The organism is Roseateles sp. P1_C1_2, assembly GCF_056406535.1.
The window spans coordinates 1-17,202 of record NZ_JBFUAB010000002.1; the positions used below are offsets into that span (position 1 = coordinate 1).

Below are 17,202 nucleotides of genomic sequence, written 5' to 3' on the forward strand. Positions count from 1 at the left end.
AGATGGGGCTGGCGCTGATGGACGTTGCCGATGAGATTCGCCCGCATCGGCATCTCGTCGCCTTTCTGAAGGAGGCCCGCGATGACTGCTTCCTGGACGGGCTGGAGAAGTTACCGGGTGGTCCAGAGGCCGGCCGCGCCATCCGGCGGTGGCTTGAGCTGTATGGCATGCGCTGCATCGGTGAGATCGATGTGGCCCGGCCGCGGTGGCGGGAGAGGCCGTCGCTGATGCTGCCGATGCTGCTGGTCAACATCAAGAGCTTCGAGTCGGGCGCCGGCCGGCGCCGATTCACCGAAGGCCTGCAGCGCGCGCGGCTGAAGGAGCTTGAGGTGCTCGACAGCCTGCGCGCACTGCCCGACGGTGAGCGCAAGGCCATGCAAGTCAAGAAGATGATCGACCGGGCCCGCGCATTGGCTGGCTACCGTGAGTACCCGAAGTACGCCTGGATGTGCCGCTGGTTCCTCTACAGGCAGGCGCTGATCCAGGAGGCGCAGCGCCTTGTCGAGGCCAGCGTGATCGACGGCGTGGACGACATCTTCAGCCTGAGATTTGAGGAACTCCAGGACACCGTCCGCATGCAGAAGGTCGATCGCGAGCTCATACGCGAGCGCAAGCAAGCCTTCGAATGGCACTCGACACTGACCCCACCGCGTGTATTGACGTCGGAAGGCGAGGCAGTCGCCGGGGTTCACCGCCGTGACGACTTGCCCGCTGGTGCGCTGGTCGGCATGGGGGTGTCCGCAGGCAGCGTGGAAGGCCGGGCCCGCGTGGTCTTTGATGCAGCGCGGGCCGATTTGCAACCCGGTGACATCCTGGTCACGCCGTTCACGGATCCGAGCTGGACGCCCTTGTTCGTCGCCATCGCCGGGCTGGTCACGGAAGTCGGCGGGCCGACGACACATGGTGCAGTCATCGCGCGCGAGTACGGCTTGCCCGCCGTCGTGGGCGTGCAGGGGGCTACCCGGTTGATCTGCGACGGCCATTGGATTCGGGTCCATGGTGGCGACGGCTTCGTCGAGATCCTGCCGGGGCCTGCTCCAACCCAACCGCCCCCTGGGCCAGCCTAGAGCCGTCGTCCGCCCTGCAAAGCCGGTGTCGGACAGCCTTGTGCGGACGTGGGCTCTAGGCCGGTTCTGTTGAAAAACTCGGTTGACCAAGGCTGCCGCGAGGGGCGGATCTTCTGGCCGCAGGACAGGTGCCTCGCGTGGTTGGCGCTGCGCGCCACGCAAAGGCTTCCAGACGCGATTTCCATAGGACTTGGCCCGGCGGGACGCCATGCTCGACGTCGAGAGTTCTAAGGCCCGAATCGTTCGTGCGAACTCGTCAAATTCCAGTTTTTCAACAGAATCGGCTGGCTGCTGTCACCCAGATTTCGCGATCCAAGGGCCGCTAGCGGCGGCAACGGTCAAAGAACGGTTTGCCGGCTAAGCGACTGCTGGACCACGGTGGGCTCAACCGGTCGGCGCATTACATCGATCACGCGCAACGCCTTCAGCTCAATAGCAGACCTGACCCTCACTCCCACTCGATCGTCGCGGGCGGCTTGCTGCTGACGTCGTAGGTCACGCGGTTGATGCCGCGCACCTCGTTGATGATGCGGCCGCTGGTGCGCTTGAGCAGCGAGTAAGGCAGCTCGGCCCAGTCGGCGGTCATGAAGTCGCTGGTCTGCACGGCGCGCAGCGCGACGACGTAGTCATAGGTGCGGCCGTCGCCCATCACGCCCACGCTCTTCACCGGCAGGAAGACGGCGAAGGCCTGCGACGTCAGCGCATACCAGCTCTTGCCGCTGGCCGGGTCGATGGTGTTGCGCAGTTCCTCGATGAAGATGGCGTCCGCCCGGCGCAGCAGGTCGGCGAAGTCCTTCTTCACCTCGCCGAGGATGCGCACGCCCAGGCCCGGGCCCGGGAAGGGATGGCGGTAGACCATGTCGGCCGGCAGGCCCAGGGCCACGCCCAGCGCCCGCACTTCGTCCTTGAACAGCTCGCGCAACGGCTCCAGCAGCTTGAGCCCCAGCGTCTCGGGCAGGCCGCCGACGTTGTGATGGCTCTTGATCGTCGTGGCCTTCTTGGTCTTGGTGCCACCGCTCTCGACGACGTCGGGATAGATGGTTCCCTGGGCCAGCCACTTGGCGTTCTTCAGCTTCTTGGCTTCGGCCTGGAAGACCTCGACGAACTCGGCGCCGATGATCTTGCGCTTGCGCTCGGGATCGGTCACCCCGGCCAGCTTGCCCATGAACTGTTCGCTCGCATCGACGCGGATCACCTTGGCGTGCAGCTTGCCCGCGAACATGTCCATGACCATGTCGCCCTCGTTCAGGCGCAGCAGGCCGTGGTCGACGAAGACGCAGGTGAGCTGGTCGCCGATGGCGCGGTGGATGAGCGCCGCGGCCACCGACGAGTCGACGCCGCCCGACAGGCCGAGGATGACTTCCTCGTCGCCGACCTGCTCGCGGATCCTCGCCACGGACTCGTCGATATAGCTGCCCATCTGCCAGTCGCCCTGGCAGCCGGCGATGTCGCGCACGAAGCGGCGCAGCAGCGCATCGCCTTGCACGGTGTGCGTGACCTCGGGGTGGAACTGCACGGCGTAGTAGCGCTTCTCCTCGTTGGCCATGCCGGCGATGGGGCAGCTGGGCGTGGAGGCCATCAGCTTGAAGCCCGGCGGCATCACGGTGACCTTGTCGCCATGGCTCATCCAGACCTTCAGCATGCCGTGCTTTTCAGGCGTCTCGAAGTCCTGGATGCCTTCGAGCAGCTTGGTATGGCCATGCGCGCGCACCTCGGCATAGCCGAACTCGCGGTGGTCGGCGGCCTCGACCTCACCGCCGAGTTGCACCGTCATCGTGAACATGCCGTAGCAGATGCCCAGCACCGGCACGCCGGCGTCCCACACGGCCTGCGGCGCGCGCAGCTCGTGGTCCTCGTAGGTGGAGGCGTGGCTGCCCGACAGGATGATGGCCTTGGGCGCGAAGCTCTTGATGAACTCGTCCGACACGTCGTTCGGGTGAATCTCGCAATACACCGCCGCTTCGCGCACGCGCCGGGCGATGAGCTGCGTGACCTGGGAGCCGAAGTCGAGGATGAGGACTTTGTCGTGTTGCATGGTGATCTCAGGCAGTTTGCAAAGCGGTGCGCTGGCCGTGGAAGAAGCGATAGGCAAGGATCAGGGCGATCAGTTGCAATGCGGCGCAGGTATAGAAGGGCAGGCCCATCAGCGGGTCGGTGGCCGGGCAGTGCGACACCCAGCCCAGCAGGGTCAGGCCCACGATGGGCGCGATGACGGCCATCAGGCTGTTCAGCGACGACACGGCGCCCATGGCCTGGCCTTGCCGGGTCGGCCCTGCCGCGTTGGAAATGATGCTCTGCACCGCCGCCGTGGCAACGCCACCGAGCAGATTGAAGCCGATGACGGCATACATCATCCAGCCCTCGGTCGCGAGGCCGAAGCCGAGATAGGCCAGGGACGCCGAGCCCATGCCGATGAGGGCCAGCCGCCGCGGGCTGAAGCGCGCCAGCAGCGGCTTGAGCAGCACGCCCTGGCTCAGCACCGACACGATGCCCACCGCGAACAACGACCAGCTGACCTCGAGCGGCCCCCAGCCAAACTTGAACTTGGTGTAAAGCACCCAGGTCATGTGCAACATGAACTGCGCCAGCGACGCCAGCGCGATGACCGCGACCAGGGAGCCGACGCCCTTCAGCGCCGCCAGGCCGCGCAGGGCCGAGACCGGATTGGCCTTCTTCCAGTTGAAACCCGTGCGCCGGTCCAGCGGCAACGACTCGGGCAGCACGAAGAAGCCGTAGCACCAGTTCAGCACGGCCATCGAGCCGGCAGCCAGGAAAGGCCAATGCACGTCGTAGTGGCCCAGCCAGCCGCCGATGACGGGGCCGAGGATGAAGCCGACGCCGAACATCGCGCCCAGCTGGCCGAAACGGCGCGCGCGGTCTTCGGCCGGCGTGATGTCGGCCACGTAGGCGTTGGCAATCGCGATATTGGCCTGCATGGCGCCCGAGAACAGGCGCACGGCAACCAGCATCCACAGCGCCGTGGCCACGGCCGTCACGAAAAAGCTCAGCGCCAGGCCCGCAAAGCCGATCAGCAGCACCGGGCGGCGGCCGAATCGGTCCGATAGCGAGCCCAGGACGGGCGAGCCGATGAAGTTGGCCACGCCGAAGGCCATGGTCACCAGCAGGAAGGCCGAGGTCTGCTCGTCATTGCTGTGCGTGAAGGTCCCGACGATATGCGGCAGCACCGGCACCATCAGCCCGATGGAGATCATGTCGATCAGCACGGCGGCCATGATGAAGCCCATGGCCGGGGTGCGTTGCGTGGAGGGACTCATCGTCTTCTTGAAAAGCGAAACGGGGCGACTCTCGTTCGCCCCGTTGTCGCCGTCAGCAGCTCATTCGCTGCGGTAGTTGGGCGCTTCCTTGGTGATCTGCACGTCATGGACATGGCTCTCGCGCATGCCCGCCGTCGTGATCTCGACAAACTCGGCCTTGTCCTGCATGTCGGCGATGGAGCCGCAGCCGCAGTAGTGCATCGAGGCCTTCAGGCCGCCGGCCATCTGGAAGATGACCTGCACGACCGAGCCCTTGTAGGGCACCTGGCCCTCGATGCCTTCGGGCACCAGCTTGGACGTGTTCGGGTTGTTGGCCGAGGTGTCCTGGAAGTAGCGGTCGGCGCTGCCCTTGGCCATCGCGCCCATGGAGCCCATGCCGCGGTAGCTCTTGAAGGTGCGGCCCTGGTAGAGGATGGTCTCGCCCGGGGCTTCCTCGGTGCCGGCGAAGGCGCCGCCCATCATGACGGTGTCGGCGCCGGCCGCGATGGCCTTGGCCACGTCGCCCGAGTAGCGGATGCCGCCGTCGGCGATGACCGGCACGCCGGTGCCCTTGAGGGCCGTCACGACGTTGTCGATGGCGGTGATCTGGGGCACGCCGACGCCGGCGACGATGCGGGTCGTGCAGATGGAGCCGGGGCCGATGCCGACCTTGACGCCGTCGGCGCCCGCCTCGACGAGGGCCAGGGCCGCGGCACCGGTGGCGATGTTGCCGCCGATGACGTCGACCTGCGGGAAGGCGCGCTTGACCCAGCGCACGCGCTCGAGCACGCCGGCGCTGTGGCCGTGGGCGGTGTCGACGATGAGGGCGTCGACGCCGGCCTTGACCAGCAGTTCCACGCGCAGCTCGGTGTCTTCGCCGAAGCCGACCGCCGCGCCGACGCGCAGCTTGCCGTGGCTGTCACGCGCAGCATTGGGGAAGCTGGTCTGCTTGGTGATGTCCTTGACCGTCATCAGGCCGCGCAGCTCGAAGACGTCGTTGATGACGACGACACGCTCCAGCTTGTGGGCGTGCATCAGCGCCTTGGCTTCTTCAAGTGACGCGCCTTCGCGCACCGTGATGAGCTTGTTCGCCGGCGTCATGATCTCGCTGACCTTGGCGTCCATGCGGGTCTCGAAGCGCAGGTCGCGGCCGGTGACGATGCCGACGACACGCTTGCCTTCGACGACCGGGAAGCCGGAGAAGCCGTGCTGGCGGACCAGCTCGACGGCGTCGCGCACCGAGGCGTCGGGGCCGATGGTCAGCGGCTCGCGGACGACGCCGCTCTCGTAGCGCTTGACCCGGGCGACTTCGCGAGCCTGGGCTTCGGCGCTCAGGTTCTTGTGCACGATGCCGATGCCACCCTCCTGCGCGATCGCGATCGCCAGGCGTGCTTCGGTCACGGTATCCATCGCAGCGGACACCAGGGGCAGGTTCAGGGGGATATTGCGCGACAGGCGGGTCGCAAGGCTGGTGTCGCGGGGCAACACCTGGGAGAACGCTGGCACCAACAGAACATCGTCGAAGGTGAGCGCTTTGCCGAGAAGGCGCATGAGGAAAGCTCCAGACGCAAAGCGGCATTATACGGAGGTCGCCCAGCTAAACTGCACGCATGCCCAGCAAAGCCCTTCGCCCCATCGTCCTCGCCCTGCTCTGCCTCGTCATGGCCGGCGCCGCCCAGGCGCAGTGGAAGTGGCGCGACGCCAAGGGCAATGTGCAGTACAGCGACATGCCGCCGCCGCCCGGCACGCCTGAAAAGGACATCCTGCAGCGGCCCTATGTCGCGAAGCAGACCATCGTCGTCGCGCCACCGGGTGCCCAGGCCAGTGCCGCTTCGGCGCCCAAGCCGGCCGCCAGCGCGCCCACCAAGGCCGAGCAGGAGGCCGCTGCGCGCCAAAAGCAGGACCAGGAAGGCGACGCCGCCAAGAAGAAGGAAGAGGAGCGCCGCGTCGCCGCGGTGCGCCGCGAGAACTGCAGCCGCGCCCAGGCCAATCTGCGCGAACTGCAGAGCGGCACGCGCCTGACCCGCACCAATGACAAGGGCGAACGCGTCTTCATGGACGAGGCCCAGATCGCCGCCGAAGTCGGCCGTGCGCGCGACGCCATCACCAGCGAGTGCCGCTGATCAGGCCTTGCCCGCCTGCGGCCGGTGCCGCGACACGATGCGCTCGCCGCGCTTGGCGTAACGCAGGCGCCGCGCCTCCTTGGGGTCGACGGTGAGCGGGCGGTAGACCTCGATGCGGTCGCGCTCGCGCAGCGGCGTCGTCAGCGGTCGCAGACGGCCCCAGATCCCGACCTGCAATTGCTCCAGAGGCTGCTGCTGCGCGGCCATGAAATCGGCACAGCCACGCAGGGCGGCGGCTATGGTGGCGCCCTCCTCCACCTCCAGCCAGCGGTGCTGGACATCGCCCGGCTGCGGGCTCCACACCAGCTCAACGCGGGCCATATTGGCTCTCGGCGCGCTGCACGAAGCTGTCGACGAAGGTATTGGCGATGCGATCGAACACCGGGCTCACCACGGCCTCCAGCGCCCCGCTGCTGAAGGCGTAGCTGAGCTCGAAGACGATCTTGCAGGCCGTGGCCTCGCCATCCGCCCCCGGCTTGTTCAGGGGCTGGAACTGCCACAGGCCATCCAGATGGGAGAAGGGGCCGTCGACGAGCTCCATGCGCACGCTGCGCCCGTCCTCGTTGCGGTTGCGCGTCGTGAAGGCATGGCGCACACCGGCGTAAGCGAGGTGCAGGCGGGCCGTGACGGTGTCGGCCTCACGGGCCAGCACCTCGACCTTGTTGCACCAGGGCAGGAACTCGGGATAGCGCTCCACCGCGGTGACCAGCTCGTACATCTCGCGCGGCGTGTACCAGAGCAGAACGGACTTTTTGACCTGCTTCATAGAATGCCAGGATTGTAAGAAGGGCCTCGGGCCCCACATCCCACTTCATGTCCATCGCCGAGAACCGCCGCGCCCGTTACGACTACCACATCGAAGAGCAGTTCGAGGCGGGGGTCGTGCTCTCCGGCTGGGAGATCAAGGCCATCCGCGCCGGCCAGGTCCAGCTGACCGATGGCTACGTGATGATCAAGGACGGCGAGCTGTTCCTGATCGGCTGCCGCATCAACGCGCTGCGCAGCGCCTCCACCCACGTCTCACCCGAGGCCGACCGCACCAAGAAGCTGCTGATGCACAAGGCCGAGATCAAGCGCTTGGTCGGCAAGGTCGAGCAGCGCGGCTTCACCCTCGTGCCGCTGAACCTGCACTACAAGGGCGGCCGCGTGAAGGCCGACATCGCGCTCGCCAAGGGCAAGGCCCAGCACGACAAACGCGAGACCGAGAAGAAGCGGGATTGGGAGCGCGAGAAGGGGCAATTGATGAGACACAAGGTCTCAAACAAGAGCTGACAAGGCCTGCTCGATGTCGGCCTTGAGGTCGGCGCCGTCTTCCAGGCCAATCGCAAATCGCACCAGCGTGCCGCCGTCGAACGGCAGCGGCAGGTCACGGCTGCGGCTCATGTCGTAGGGCACGGCCAGGCTCATGGGGCCGGCCCAGGAATAGCCGATGCCGAAAAGCTGCAGCGCGTCGACGAAGGCATCCACCTGCGCTGCGCTGTAGTCGGGCTTGAAGACGGCCGAGAACAGGCAGGCGGCACCCGCCCCACCAACGGCCAGCCAGTGCTCATGCCCCGGCGAGCCCGGCAGGGCCGGATGGAAGACCTGCGCGACCTCGGGCCGGCCCGCCATCCAGCTGGCGAGCTGGCGCGTCACGCGGTCCTGGGCGGCATAGCGCAGCGGCAGCGTCGGCAGGCCGCGCAACACCAGTTCGACGTCGTTCTGGCCCAACCCATAGCCCAGGTGCTCGTGGGCATGGTTGAGGCGGTCGTGCAGCTTGCGATCGCGTGTGCAGACCGAACCCATCAGCACGTCGGCGCCGCCGCTGGCGTATTTGGTCAGCGCCTGCATGACGATGTCGGCGCCCAGGCCCGGGTGGGTGCCCGGTGCCGGCTCGAAGCCGTTGAAGGCCAGGCCGGCGCCCCAGGTGTTGTCCAGCGCCGTGGTGATGCCCCGCGCACGGCAGGCGGCCAACGTGCCCAGCAGGTCGGGGAACTCCAGCGTGATGGAGCCCGCGGCCTCCAGCCAGACCAGCCTGGTGTTGTCGTGCAGCACCGGCACCGTCAGCGGGTCGTAGAAGCGATGTCTGACACCCCACTGCGGCAGCCAGGACTCGGTCAGGTAGCGGTTCTGGCCGTAGACGTTGTCCGGCACCAGCACCTCGTCGCCCGGGCGCAGCACGGCCAGCGACGGCAGCGTCACGGCCGCCAGCCCGCTGGGCACGAGCAGGCAATGCTCGGCATGCTCGAGCGTGGCAATGCGCGCTGCCAGCGTGTAGCTCGTCGGCGTGCCATGCAGGCCGTAGCGATAGGTCAGGCCATCGCGCGGCCGCGGCTTGTGCAGGTCGGCCGTGTTCTTGAAGAGCACGGTCGAGGCCTTGGCCACGGGCACGGGCACCGCATCCCAGCCTTCGGGGGCGCGGTAAGGGTGGTGGATCAGCTTGGTGCTTGCTGCTCTCTTGCTCATCAGACCAGGCTTGCCACGAGGTCGTGCCCATCCGCCGCGACGACGCGGGCGCGCACGAAGTCGCCCACCTTCATCGTCTTGCTGGCCTTCTCGGGCGGCAGGATCTTCACGGTGCCGTCGATCTCGGGCGCATCGGCATAGGAACGGCCCACGCCACCCTTGCGGCCCAGGGCCGGCGCGGAGTCGATCAACACCTGCAGCGTCTGCCCGACGCGGGCCTGCAGCTTGGCGGCCGACACGGCTTCAGCCACCGCCATGAAGCGCGCACGGCGTTCCTCGCGGACTTCGGTCGGCAGCGCACCGGGGATGTCGTTGGCGCTGGCGCCGTCGACCGGTGAATAGGCAAAACAGCCGGCGCGGTCGATCCTGGCTTCCTGCATGAAGTCCAGCAGATGCTGGAACTCGGCCTCGGTCTCGCCGGGGAAGCCGGCGATGAAGGTCGAGCGGATCACGAGCTCCGGGCAGGCCTCGCGCCAGCGCAGGATGCGCTCCATGTTCTTCTCGCCGTTGGCCGGGCGCTTCATGCGCTTGAGCACGTCGGGATGGGAATGCTGGAAGGGCACGTCCAGATAGGGCAGCACCAGGCCTTCGGCCATCATCGGCAGCACCGCGTCGACGTGCGGGTAGGGGTAGACGTAGTGCAGGCGCACCCAGGCGCCAAAGGGCTTGGCGATCTCGCCGAGCTGGGCGACGAGGTCCAGCATGCGCGTCTTGACCGGCTTGCCGTCCCAGAAGCCCATGCGGTATTTCACGTCCACGCCATAGGCCGAGGTGTCCTGGCTGATGACGAGCAGTTCCTTGACGCCGCTCTCGAACAGCGCGCGCGCCTCGTTCAGCACATCGCCGATGGGGCGCGACACCAGGTCGCCGCGCATGCTCGGGATGATGCAGAAGGAACAGCGGTGGTTGCAGCCCTCGCTGATCTTCAGGTAGGCGTAGTGCTTGGGCGTCAGCTTGACGCCGTAGCTGGGCACCAGGTCGACAAAGGGGTCGTGGGGCTTGGGCACATGGGTGTGCACCGCGTCCATGACTTCCTGGGTGGCATGCGGGCCGGTCACGGCCAGCACGCTTGGGTGGATCTCGCGCACCAGGCTGCCGGCATCCGTGCTGGCAGCGCCAGCCTTGGCGCCCAGGCAGCCGGTCACGATGACCTTGCCGTTCTTGGCCAGGGCCTCGCCGATGGTGTCCAGGCTTTCCTTGACGGCGTCGTCGATGAAGCCGCAGGTGTTGACGATGACCAGGTCGGCGCCGGCAAAGGTCTTGGAGGTCTCGTAGCCCTCGGCGCGGAGCTGGGTGAGGATCAGTTCGCTGTCGGTCAGCGCTTTCGGGCAGCCAAGTGAAACGAAGCCAATCTTCGGGATCGCGGCGGGGGTGATCTGTTCATTCATCCCCGTATTTTCGGCGATGTGGCGCCAAGCGTACTTTTCAGCTGTCGCGTGGCCGCGTGAAACCACCGGGCTTCACTGAAAAAACCGCTATTCCACCGCTTCGACCGTGACGGAGGCCGCGAACGGCGGCTGGGTCGACCGGGCCTCGCGCACGACATAGCTGCCGACCCGCAAACCCGCGGGGTCGACGACCTCGAAGTAGGACAGACGGGTCTCCACCCCTTCGCGCTGCAGCGATTCGGTGCCCGTCGGCCTCAGCTGGTGCCCCGGCGGCACATGGATGCGCCGCTGGTGTTCTTTCTGGATCATGCTCGCTCCCGTCCACATCGGAGGGAGCACCTGCGGCCAGTCGGCGCAAGCTCAAGGCGCCGCTAACAGGCCTCACCCACTGTTACGCGGGTCGGGCCGGCGCGGCGGGGGTGGCTATTTCTTGGGCACGAACGGGAACATCACGCCCGCCTGCTTGAGCTGCTCCTGCCACTGGTTCATCAGCGTCTTGGACTGCTCGGCATAGCCGCCCATCAGCCCGGTCCAGGCGTCGGGCGTGAAGGGGACGCCGCCTGGCGTCTGCTCGGTAAAGCGCGATTGCAGGTCGGTGAAGGCCTGCATCTGGCGCTCCAGCAGCCCACCCATGACGCCCTGCATCGCGTGGCCATAGAAACGGATGATCTGCGCCAGCGAGTTGGTCGAGAACATCGGCACGCCGCCGGTCTCTTCCTCCAGGATGATCTGCAGCAGGATGGAGCGCGTCAGGTCTTCCTGGCTCTTGGCATCGTGCACCTCGAAGTCGATCCCCTCCAGCACCATGCGCTTCACGTCGGCCAGCGTGATGTAGCTGCTGGTCTGGGTGTCGTAGAGGCGGCGGTTGGGGTACTTCTTGAGAATGCGCAGGCTGGGCTTGGTGTCGCCGGCCTGGGCTTGATCGGGTGCCGCTTTCTTGCGGGCAGTCGCCATGCGCTGATCTCCTGTGCAGTGCAGCAAATTCTAGGCAGAGCTGACAGCCGCTCTGAACGGGTTTACCTGGGGCTCGTCAAATTCGACAGCCTCTGCCCGCGACAAGACCCGCGCACCCCGACTCGCAGCGCTTGATCAGGCGCAAGGTCTGATTCGATCGCTCGACCTAGGCTCACGGCCATTGAGCCACAGGCTCGCAGGAGCTGTCATGCCCACGATGAAAGCCGCCGTCGTTCGTGCCTATCGCGAGCCCCTCAGCCTGGAGGAAGTCCCCGTTCCGGAGGTGCCGGCCGGGCAGGTCCTCGTCAAGGTGGCCGCCTGCGGCGTGTGCCACACCGACCTGCACGCGGCCGACGGCGACTGGCCCGTCAAGCCGCCCCTGCCCTTCATCCCTGGCCACGAGGGGGTCGGCCATGTCGCCGCCGTGGGCGCGGGCGTCAAGGGCATCCGCGAGGGCGATCGCGTCGGCGTGCCCTGGCTGCACACCGCCTGCGGCCACTGCGAGCACTGCATGACAGGCTGGGAGACGCTTTGCGATCACCAGCAGATGACGGGTTATACCGTCAACGGCGGCTTCGCCGAATACGTGCTGGCCGACCCAGGCTATGTGGGCCATCTGCCGGACGGCCTGTCATTCGAATCGCTGGCGCCCATCCTGTGCGCCGGCGTGACGGTCTACAAGGGGCTGAAGGTGCTGGACGCCCGGCCGGGGCAGTGGGTGGCCATCGTCGGCGTCGGCGGCCTGGGGCACCTGGCCGTGCAATACGCGCGGGCCATGGGTTTTCACGTCGTGGCGGTGGACATCGACACCGCCAGGCTGCGGCTGGCCAAGCAACTGGGCGCCGAACTCTGCGTGAACTCGGCCGAGGAGGACCCCGTCGCCGTGCTCCAGCGCGAGCTGCGCGGCGTGCACGGCGCCCTGGTGACCGCCGTGTCGCGCGAGTCCTTCGGCCAGTCGCTGGGCATGCTGCACAAGCGCGGGACCATGTCCATGGTCGGCCTGCCGCCCGGCGACTTCGCGCTGCCGATCTTCGACGTCGTCCTCAATGCCAAGACCGTGCGCGGCTCCATCGTCGGCACGCGGCAGGACCTGAATGAAGCGCTGCAGTTCGCGGCCGACGGCGTGGTGCACGCCAGCACCACCACGCACCGCCTCGATGACATCAACCGCATCTTCGATGAGCTGCGGCTGGGGCGCATCGATGGCCGGGCGGTGCTGAGCTTCGAGTGACCCCTCAAGGAGATCCACATGACATATCGCAGCATCCTCGTCGCACTCGATGCGACACCGGCCAATGGGGCCCGTACCGACATCGCCATCGCGCTGGCCCGCCAGTTCGAGGCGCATCTGATCGGCCTGGCGCCCACGGCTGCCCTGGATGCGCAGGCCAGACACGGCGCCGCGGCGATGGCCGACGCGGCAGCGGCCGCCAGCGAACTCCTGCTGGCCGAGGCCATGGCCAGCGCGCAAGGGTTTCGCAAACGCTGCACGTCGGAGGCGCTGCCGTCTTTTGAAGCGCTGGCCGACCCGTCCCCGGCATCGACCTCGCTCGTGCTGCGCGCCCAATGCGCCGACCTGCTGATCATGAGCCAACCCGACCCCTCGGTGCCCGGCCACCGCCAGCAGGAAGCCGAGCTCGAGCAGGTGCTGCTCGCCTGCGCCCGGCCCGTGCTGCTGATCCCCTACACCCACCGGGAGCCGGTCCGCACGCAGCGGGTGCTGGTGGCCTGGGATGGCAGCCCCGAATCCGTGCGCGCCCTGACCGATGCCCTGCCCTTGCTGCGCCGTGCCGGGCAGGTCACGCTGATGCACTGGCGCCGCGATGCGCAAGGCACGGGGCCGCTGGCGCGTCTGGCCGGCATCCGGCAGTGGCTGGCCTTCCAGGGCGTCGACGCCGAGGTGCGCGACGAGGTCACGACCGTGTCCATCGGCGACGCGCTGCTCAACGCTGCATCCGACACCGGCGCCGACCTCATCGTCATGGGCGCCTATGGCCATGCGCGCTGGACCGAGCGGCTGTTCGGTGGCGTTTCGCGCACCCTGCTGGCGTCGATGACCGCACCGGTACTGATGTCCCACTGAGCGCAGCGTCCCATGACCCAACGCCATCTCAACCGACTGCTGGCGCCAGAGTCCGTGGCCGTCTTCGGCGCCTCGGACAAGCCCGGGCGGGTCGGCACCACCGTCTGGCGCAATCTGGCCGCCGGGGGTTTCAAGGGGGCATTGGCCCCCGTCAACCCGCGGCTGCAGGCGCTCGACGGCGCGCGATGCTTCAGCGCCGTGGCCGAGCTGCCCTTCGTGCCGGAACTGGCCATGCTGTGCACGCCACCAGACACCATCGTGCCGCTGATCGAACAGCTCGGCACCTTCGGCACGCGCGCTGCCATCATCGTCACTGCCGGTCTCACGGTGCTGCAGAAGCAGGCCGCGCTCCACGCCGCGCGACCGCACACGCTGAGGCTGCTGGGTCCGAACTGCATCGGCCTGCTGAGCCCTCACCTGGGCCTGAACGCGAGCTTCACCCAGGCCAGCGCCCTGCCTGGCGAGCTGGCGCTGGTGTCACAGTCGGGCGCCTTGCTGACCGCCCTGCTGGATTGGGCGAATGCCGAACAGATCGGGTTCTCCCACCTGATCTCCCTGGGCGAGCACATGGACGTCGACTTCGGCGACCTGCTGGACCATCTGGCCGCGGACCGGCGCACGCGCGCCATCCTGCTCTACATCGAGTCCATCAACTCGCCGCGCAAGTTCATGTCGGCGGCGCGCGCTGCTGCGCGCACCAAACCGGTCATCGTCGTGAAGGCCGGCCGCGCGCCGGCCGGCATCCGGGCGGCGGCCTCGCATACCGGGGCCCTGGCGGGCGAGGATTTCGCCTTCGACGCGGCCATACGCCGCGCCGGCATGTTGCGCGTGGACACCCTGCAAGACCTCTTCATCGCCGCACAGACGCTGGCGCGTTTTCGCGACAACCACAGCCGCGAGCTGATGGTGGTGACCAATGGCGGCGGCGCTGGCGTGATGGTGGCCGACGCGGCCTCCGCCATGGGCGTGCCGCTGGCGCGGCCGGGTCCGGCGCTGATGCAGCGACTCAACGCCGTGCTGCCCGCCAACTGGTCGCATGGCAACCCCATCGACATCATTGGCGACGCGCCGGCGCAGCGCTATGTGGAAACGCTCAAGGCCCTGTTTGACGCCCCTGAAGCTGGCGCCGTGCTGTTCGTGCATGCACCAACGGCCATCGTGCCCAGCGAGGCCATCGCCCGGGCCTGCGCCCCGCTGATGGCAGAACACAGCGGCCGTGTGCTGAGCTGCTGGATGGGCGGCCACAGCGCCGCGCCGGCGCGACGTGCCTTCGAGGCGGCCGGCATCGCCGGGTACGAGACACCCGAGGAAGCCGTGCGGGCCTTCTCGCTGATGCAGACCTATCGGCGCAATCAGGCCGCGCTGCGCCAGACCCCCAGCGCCAGCACGCAGGCAGAGCCGGACCGCGCCAAGGCGCACGCCATCATCGACACGGGCATTGCAGCGGGCCGGGAGTGGCTGGATGAGGTCGATGCGAAGGCATTGCTGGCCAGCTACGGCATTCCCGTGGTGCCCACATTGCGCGTCGGCGCATCGCCACAGGCTGCCGTCGATGCGGCTCGCCAGATTGGCGGGCCGGTGGTGCTGAAGGTGGTGTCCGCCGCTATCCTGCACAAGTCGGATGCCGGCGGCGTGCGCCTGGACCTGCGCGACGAGGACGCCGTGCGGGCGGCGGCGCGGGACATGCTGGCTCAGCTGCAGGCCACGCGCCCCGCAGCCCCCATCGAGGGTTTCAGCGTGCAGGCCATGGTGCAGCGGCCCCATGCCCAGGAACTGATCGTGGGCGCCCATGTCGACGCCATCTTCGGCCCGGTGCTGCTGTTCGGCCAGGGCGGCATCGCTGCGGAAGTGCTGGGCGACCGCGCCGTGGCGCTGCCGCCGCTGAACCGCACGCTGGCTCGCGATCTGGTGGACCGCACGCGCGTGGCACGCTTGCTGGCGGGCTACCGCGATCGGCCACCGGCGCAACTCAATGCGCTGTGCGACACGCTGATCGCGGTCGGGCAGATGCTGGCCGACCTGCCCGAAATGGCCGAGCTGGACATCAACCCGCTGCTGGCCGACGAGCACGGCGTTGTCGCGCTGGACGCGCGCGTGCGCCTGTCCTCTTCGGCGCCCTCGGGGATGGCGCGTTTTGCAGTGCGCCCCTACCCAGCCGAACTGGTCCGCACGCTGCACTGGCGAGGCAACACCCTGGTCATGCGCCCGATCCGGCCCGAAGACGAGGCCCTGCACCGCGAATTCCTGGAGGCCTGCAGCCCTGAAGACCTGCGCATGCGTTTCTTCCAGGCGCCGCACGCCTTGACCCACGACGATCTGGCCCGCATGACGCAGATCGACTACGAGCGCGAGATGGCCTTGCTCATCGTCGACGAGCAGGCACCGGGCTGCCCGACCACGCTGGCCGTGGGTCGCCTCGTGCGCGACCCCGACAACGTCGATGCTGAGTTCGCCCTGCTGGTGCGCAGCGACCTCAAGGGCCAGGGCCTTGGCCGATTGCTGATGCAGGCCTTGCTGGACTATGCGGCGTCGCGCGGCACCCAGCGCCTGGTCGGCCATGTCTTGCGCGAGAACCGCGCCATGCTGAACCTGCTCAAGCCCATGGGCTTCGACATCCAGGCGGACGGCATGCAGCCGCCCGAAGTCTTCGTCGCGAGCCGCGCGGTAGGCTGACCGCGCGCTTCAGTCGGCGCGCTCGCCGGCCTTGCGCATGCGCGCCAGCCACTTGGCAACGCCGGCTTCCTCCAACCCCTCCACGCCGCCGATCAAGGTCTCGCTCACGGGCGCGAAGCCGACGAATCCGAGGATGTTGCGCTCCAGCGATTTCACGCTGTGTGCCCGGAAGTACCAGCGGTAGACCAGCGCCGGCATGCCCATGGTCACGACGACGCGGGCCGAGCGCCCCTTCAGCAATTTGGTGCCCAGCGATTCCTGGCCGGCCTTGCCGACCGCGAAACCGGGGCGCGCCACCTGTTCGAGAAAGGCCTTGAGCAGCGCCGGCATGTCGCCCAGCCACAGCGGGAAGAACAGCACGACGTGATCGGCCCATCCGATGTCGGCCTGCGCTGGCAGCAGCGCGGGCGGCACCGGCCCTTCCTCCCACGCCTGCTTGCTGCGCAACAGCGGGAAGTCGAGCTGGGCGACGTCGATGCGACGAACCTCATGCCCGGCCCGGCCGGCACCTTCTGCGTAGGCATCCGCAAGCGCGTGGCACAGGTGGCTGCCATTGCCGTCGGGATGGCCAAGGATCAACAGGACGTGGCGCGCTTGGGGGGTCATGGCCCCACGGTAGCCCGACAGGCGGCCCCGGCCATTGCGCTGGATCAATCCAGCTCGCGGGTCGGTCCGCGGCCTTCACGGCACGCTGAGCACCAGGGCCGCCTGAAGAATGGCGCGGCGCCTGACGGCGGGCGCCGCGTCGATGCCAACGGAATCAACCAGCGCTGCCGTCGGATGGTCCTGGGTCGCCAGCCCGGCGAAGACGGGAATGGTGGTGCTGCTTGCGATCCGCCCGACCAGTGTGGCCGGCAGGTGCTGGCATTCGACGGCGTCGTAAAGCCTGGCCAGCACCCGCGCGGTGGTGGCGATCTGCTGTGCGCTGCTGTCCTCGTCGAGCCCCAGGTGGACATATGACACATGCGCACCCAGCGCCGTGGCGGCATGGACGAATTCGCCCTCACTCGCCTCGCCCGGCCGGGGCGACACGAGTGCCAGCTTCTTGCCTTGCAGCAGCTTCAGTGCGCCGTTGCCGAGCTTGGAGAGCGCTTGCGCCTGCAGCACCAGGGCGGCTGCATCTTCGGGGTTGGAGAAGTCGGCGCTCGTGACGCCTTGACGGGGTTTTGCAGACATTGGCCGCCAGCGTAGCGACGCGACATGCGCGGGCATTGA

At 67.9% G+C, this 17,202-nt stretch carries 17 protein-coding genes; 6 read left to right on the top strand and 11 right to left on the bottom strand.

What is annotated here, in order from left to right:
* Positions 1-1,067 (top strand): PEP-utilizing enzyme (locus AC1D2H_RS01805; RefSeq protein WP_478009668.1); only part of this gene is annotated, 1,067 nt, incomplete at its 5' end.
* A gap of 448 nt (positions 1,068-1,515) precedes the next feature.
* Here AC1D2H_RS01805 and guaA read toward each other — a convergent pair.
* The 3 genes from guaA to guaB are packed head-to-tail and all read right to left on the bottom strand — an operon-like array spanning position 1,516 to position 5,872.
* Entirely contained in the window at positions 1,516-3,102 is a 1,587-nt protein-coding gene (guaA, locus tag AC1D2H_RS01810; protein WP_477936989.1) for a glutamine-hydrolyzing GMP synthase, read from the bottom strand.
* Positions 3,103-3,109: 7 nt separating this feature from the next.
* Positions 3,110-4,342, bottom strand: a complete 1,233-nt coding sequence (locus AC1D2H_RS01815) for a TCR/Tet family MFS transporter (protein ID WP_477936991.1) — start codon at positions 4,340-4,342, stop codon at positions 3,110-3,112.
* Positions 4,343-4,402: 60 nt separating this feature from the next.
* Positions 4,403-5,872, bottom strand: coding sequence for an IMP dehydrogenase (guaB, locus tag AC1D2H_RS01820; RefSeq protein ID WP_478009669.1), 1,470 nt, complete (start codon positions 5,870-5,872; stop codon positions 4,403-4,405).
* Positions 5,873-5,931: 59 nt separating this feature from the next.
* On the opposite strand from guaB, the gene AC1D2H_RS01825 reads away from it, so the two are divergent.
* Positions 5,932-6,444, top strand: a complete 513-nt coding sequence (locus AC1D2H_RS01825) for a DUF4124 domain-containing protein (RefSeq protein WP_477936995.1) — start codon at positions 5,932-5,934, stop codon at positions 6,442-6,444.
* On the opposite strand, the gene AC1D2H_RS01830 is transcribed toward AC1D2H_RS01825, so the two are convergent.
* Entirely contained in the window at positions 6,445-6,765 is a 321-nt protein-coding gene (locus AC1D2H_RS01830; RefSeq protein WP_477936997.1) for an RnfH family protein, read from the bottom strand.
* The gene (locus AC1D2H_RS01835; RefSeq protein ID WP_477936999.1) at positions 6,752-7,210 is read right to left on the bottom strand and encodes a type II toxin-antitoxin system RatA family toxin; all 459 of its coding nucleotides are present in this window, start codon (positions 7,208-7,210) and stop codon (positions 6,752-6,754) included. The genes AC1D2H_RS01830 and AC1D2H_RS01835 overlap by 14 nt, the downstream gene beginning before the upstream one ends.
* 47 nt (positions 7,211-7,257) lie before the next feature.
* On the opposite strand from AC1D2H_RS01835, the gene smpB reads away from it, so the two are divergent.
* Positions 7,258-7,716 carry an SsrA-binding protein SmpB gene (smpB, locus tag AC1D2H_RS01840; RefSeq protein ID WP_477937001.1) on the top strand — a complete coding sequence of 153 codons (459 nt, stop codon included), beginning with the start codon at positions 7,258-7,260 and terminating at the stop codon, positions 7,714-7,716.
* On the opposite strand, the gene AC1D2H_RS01845 is transcribed toward smpB, so the two are convergent.
* The 4 genes from AC1D2H_RS01845 to phaR all read right to left on the bottom strand — a co-directional run bounded on the left by AC1D2H_RS01845 (position 7,702) and on the right by phaR (position 11,231).
* Complete coding sequence (locus tag AC1D2H_RS01845; RefSeq protein WP_477937003.1) at positions 7,702-8,889, bottom strand: PLP-dependent transferase; 1,188 nt, start codon at positions 8,887-8,889, stop codon at positions 7,702-7,704. The two genes, smpB and AC1D2H_RS01845, sit on opposite strands and share 15 nt — an antisense overlap.
* The gene (rimO, locus tag AC1D2H_RS01850; RefSeq protein ID WP_477937005.1) at positions 8,889-10,277 is read right to left on the bottom strand and encodes a 30S ribosomal protein S12 methylthiotransferase RimO; all 1,389 of its coding nucleotides are present in this window, start codon (positions 10,275-10,277) and stop codon (positions 8,889-8,891) included. The genes AC1D2H_RS01845 and rimO overlap by 1 nt, the downstream gene beginning before the upstream one ends.
* Before the next feature lie 87 nt (positions 10,278-10,364).
* Positions 10,365-10,586 (bottom strand): hypothetical protein, encoded by a 222-nt coding sequence (locus tag AC1D2H_RS01855; protein ID WP_477937007.1) that lies wholly within the window; start codon positions 10,584-10,586, stop codon positions 10,365-10,367.
* Between the two features lie 114 nt (positions 10,587-10,700).
* The gene (gene phaR / locus AC1D2H_RS01860) at positions 10,701-11,231 is read right to left on the bottom strand and encodes a polyhydroxyalkanoate synthesis repressor PhaR (protein WP_477937009.1); all 531 of its coding nucleotides are present in this window, start codon (positions 11,229-11,231) and stop codon (positions 10,701-10,703) included.
* A 208-nt stretch (positions 11,232-11,439) separates the two neighbouring features.
* Between phaR and adhP the strand changes: the two genes are divergently transcribed.
* The 3 genes from adhP to AC1D2H_RS01875 are packed head-to-tail and all read left to right on the top strand — an operon-like array spanning position 11,440 to position 15,987.
* A complete protein-coding gene (gene adhP / locus AC1D2H_RS01865; protein WP_477937011.1) occupies positions 11,440-12,462 on the top strand; it encodes an alcohol dehydrogenase AdhP in 1,023 nt (340 codons plus the stop codon).
* 18 nt (positions 12,463-12,480) lie between these two features.
* Complete coding sequence (locus AC1D2H_RS01870; RefSeq protein ID WP_477937013.1) at positions 12,481-13,314, top strand: universal stress protein; 834 nt, start codon at positions 12,481-12,483, stop codon at positions 13,312-13,314.
* Between the two features lie 12 nt (positions 13,315-13,326).
* Positions 13,327-15,987: a bifunctional acetate--CoA ligase family protein/GNAT family N-acetyltransferase gene (locus AC1D2H_RS01875; protein ID WP_477937015.1), complete on the top strand. Its 2,661-nt coding sequence runs from the start codon at positions 13,327-13,329 to the stop codon at positions 15,985-15,987.
* Between the two features lie 9 nt (positions 15,988-15,996).
* Here the strand turns inward: AC1D2H_RS01875 and AC1D2H_RS01880 are convergent, their stop codons facing one another.
* Both AC1D2H_RS01880 and AC1D2H_RS01885 read right to left on the bottom strand, forming a co-directional pair.
* Positions 15,997-16,593, bottom strand: coding sequence for an NAD(P)H-dependent oxidoreductase (locus tag AC1D2H_RS01880; RefSeq protein ID WP_478009843.1), 597 nt, complete (start codon positions 16,591-16,593; stop codon positions 15,997-15,999).
* A 75-nt stretch (positions 16,594-16,668) separates the two neighbouring features.
* Positions 16,669-17,163 carry an ornithine carbamoyltransferase gene (locus AC1D2H_RS01885; RefSeq protein ID WP_478009670.1) on the bottom strand — a complete coding sequence of 165 codons (495 nt, stop codon included), beginning with the start codon at positions 17,161-17,163 and terminating at the stop codon, positions 16,669-16,671.
* Between the last annotated feature and the right edge of the window lie 39 nt (positions 17,164-17,202).

Bases quoted from the DNA above. Each gene is read 5' to 3' on its own strand.
- phaR (WP_477937009.1), bottom strand. From the start codon at position 11,231: ATGGCGACTGCCCGCAAGAAAGCGGCACCCGATCAAGCCCAGGCCGGC.
- AC1D2H_RS01825 (WP_477936995.1), top strand. From the start codon at position 5,932: ATGCCCAGCAAAGCCCTTCGCCCCATCGTCCTCGCCCTGCTCTGCCTC.
- AC1D2H_RS01830 (WP_477936997.1), bottom strand. From the start codon at position 6,765: ATGGCCCGCGTTGAGCTGGTGTGGAGCCCGCAGCCGGGCGATGTCCAG.
- AC1D2H_RS01885 (WP_478009670.1), bottom strand. From the start codon at position 17,163: ATGTCTGCAAAACCCCGTCAAGGCGTCACGAGCGCCGACTTCTCCAAC.
- rimO (WP_477937005.1), bottom strand. From the start codon at position 10,277: ATGAATGAACAGATCACCCCCGCCGCGATCCCGAAGATTGGCTTCGTT.
- AC1D2H_RS01880 (WP_478009843.1), bottom strand. From the start codon at position 16,593: ATGACCCCCCAAGCGCGCCACGTCCTGTTGATCCTTGGCCATCCCGAC.
- AC1D2H_RS01845 (WP_477937003.1), bottom strand. From the start codon at position 8,889: ATGAGCAAGAGAGCAGCAAGCACCAAGCTGATCCACCACCCTTACCGC.
- guaB (WP_478009669.1), bottom strand. From the start codon at position 5,872: ATGCGCCTTCTCGGCAAAGCGCTCACCTTCGACGATGTTCTGTTGGTG.
- AC1D2H_RS01815 (WP_477936991.1), bottom strand. From the start codon at position 4,342: ATGAGTCCCTCCACGCAACGCACCCCGGCCATGGGCTTCATCATGGCC.
- AC1D2H_RS01835 (WP_477936999.1), bottom strand. From the start codon at position 7,210: ATGAAGCAGGTCAAAAAGTCCGTTCTGCTCTGGTACACGCCGCGCGAG.
- AC1D2H_RS01875 (WP_477937015.1), top strand. From the start codon at position 13,327: ATGACCCAACGCCATCTCAACCGACTGCTGGCGCCAGAGTCCGTGGCC.
- adhP (WP_477937011.1), top strand. From the start codon at position 11,440: ATGCCCACGATGAAAGCCGCCGTCGTTCGTGCCTATCGCGAGCCCCTC.
- guaA (WP_477936989.1), bottom strand. From the start codon at position 3,102: ATGCAACACGACAAAGTCCTCATCCTCGACTTCGGCTCCCAGGTCACG.
- AC1D2H_RS01855 (WP_477937007.1), bottom strand. From the start codon at position 10,586: ATGATCCAGAAAGAACACCAGCGGCGCATCCATGTGCCGCCGGGGCAC.
- AC1D2H_RS01870 (WP_477937013.1), top strand. From the start codon at position 12,481: ATGACATATCGCAGCATCCTCGTCGCACTCGATGCGACACCGGCCAAT.
- smpB (WP_477937001.1), top strand. From the start codon at position 7,258: ATGTCCATCGCCGAGAACCGCCGCGCCCGTTACGACTACCACATCGAA.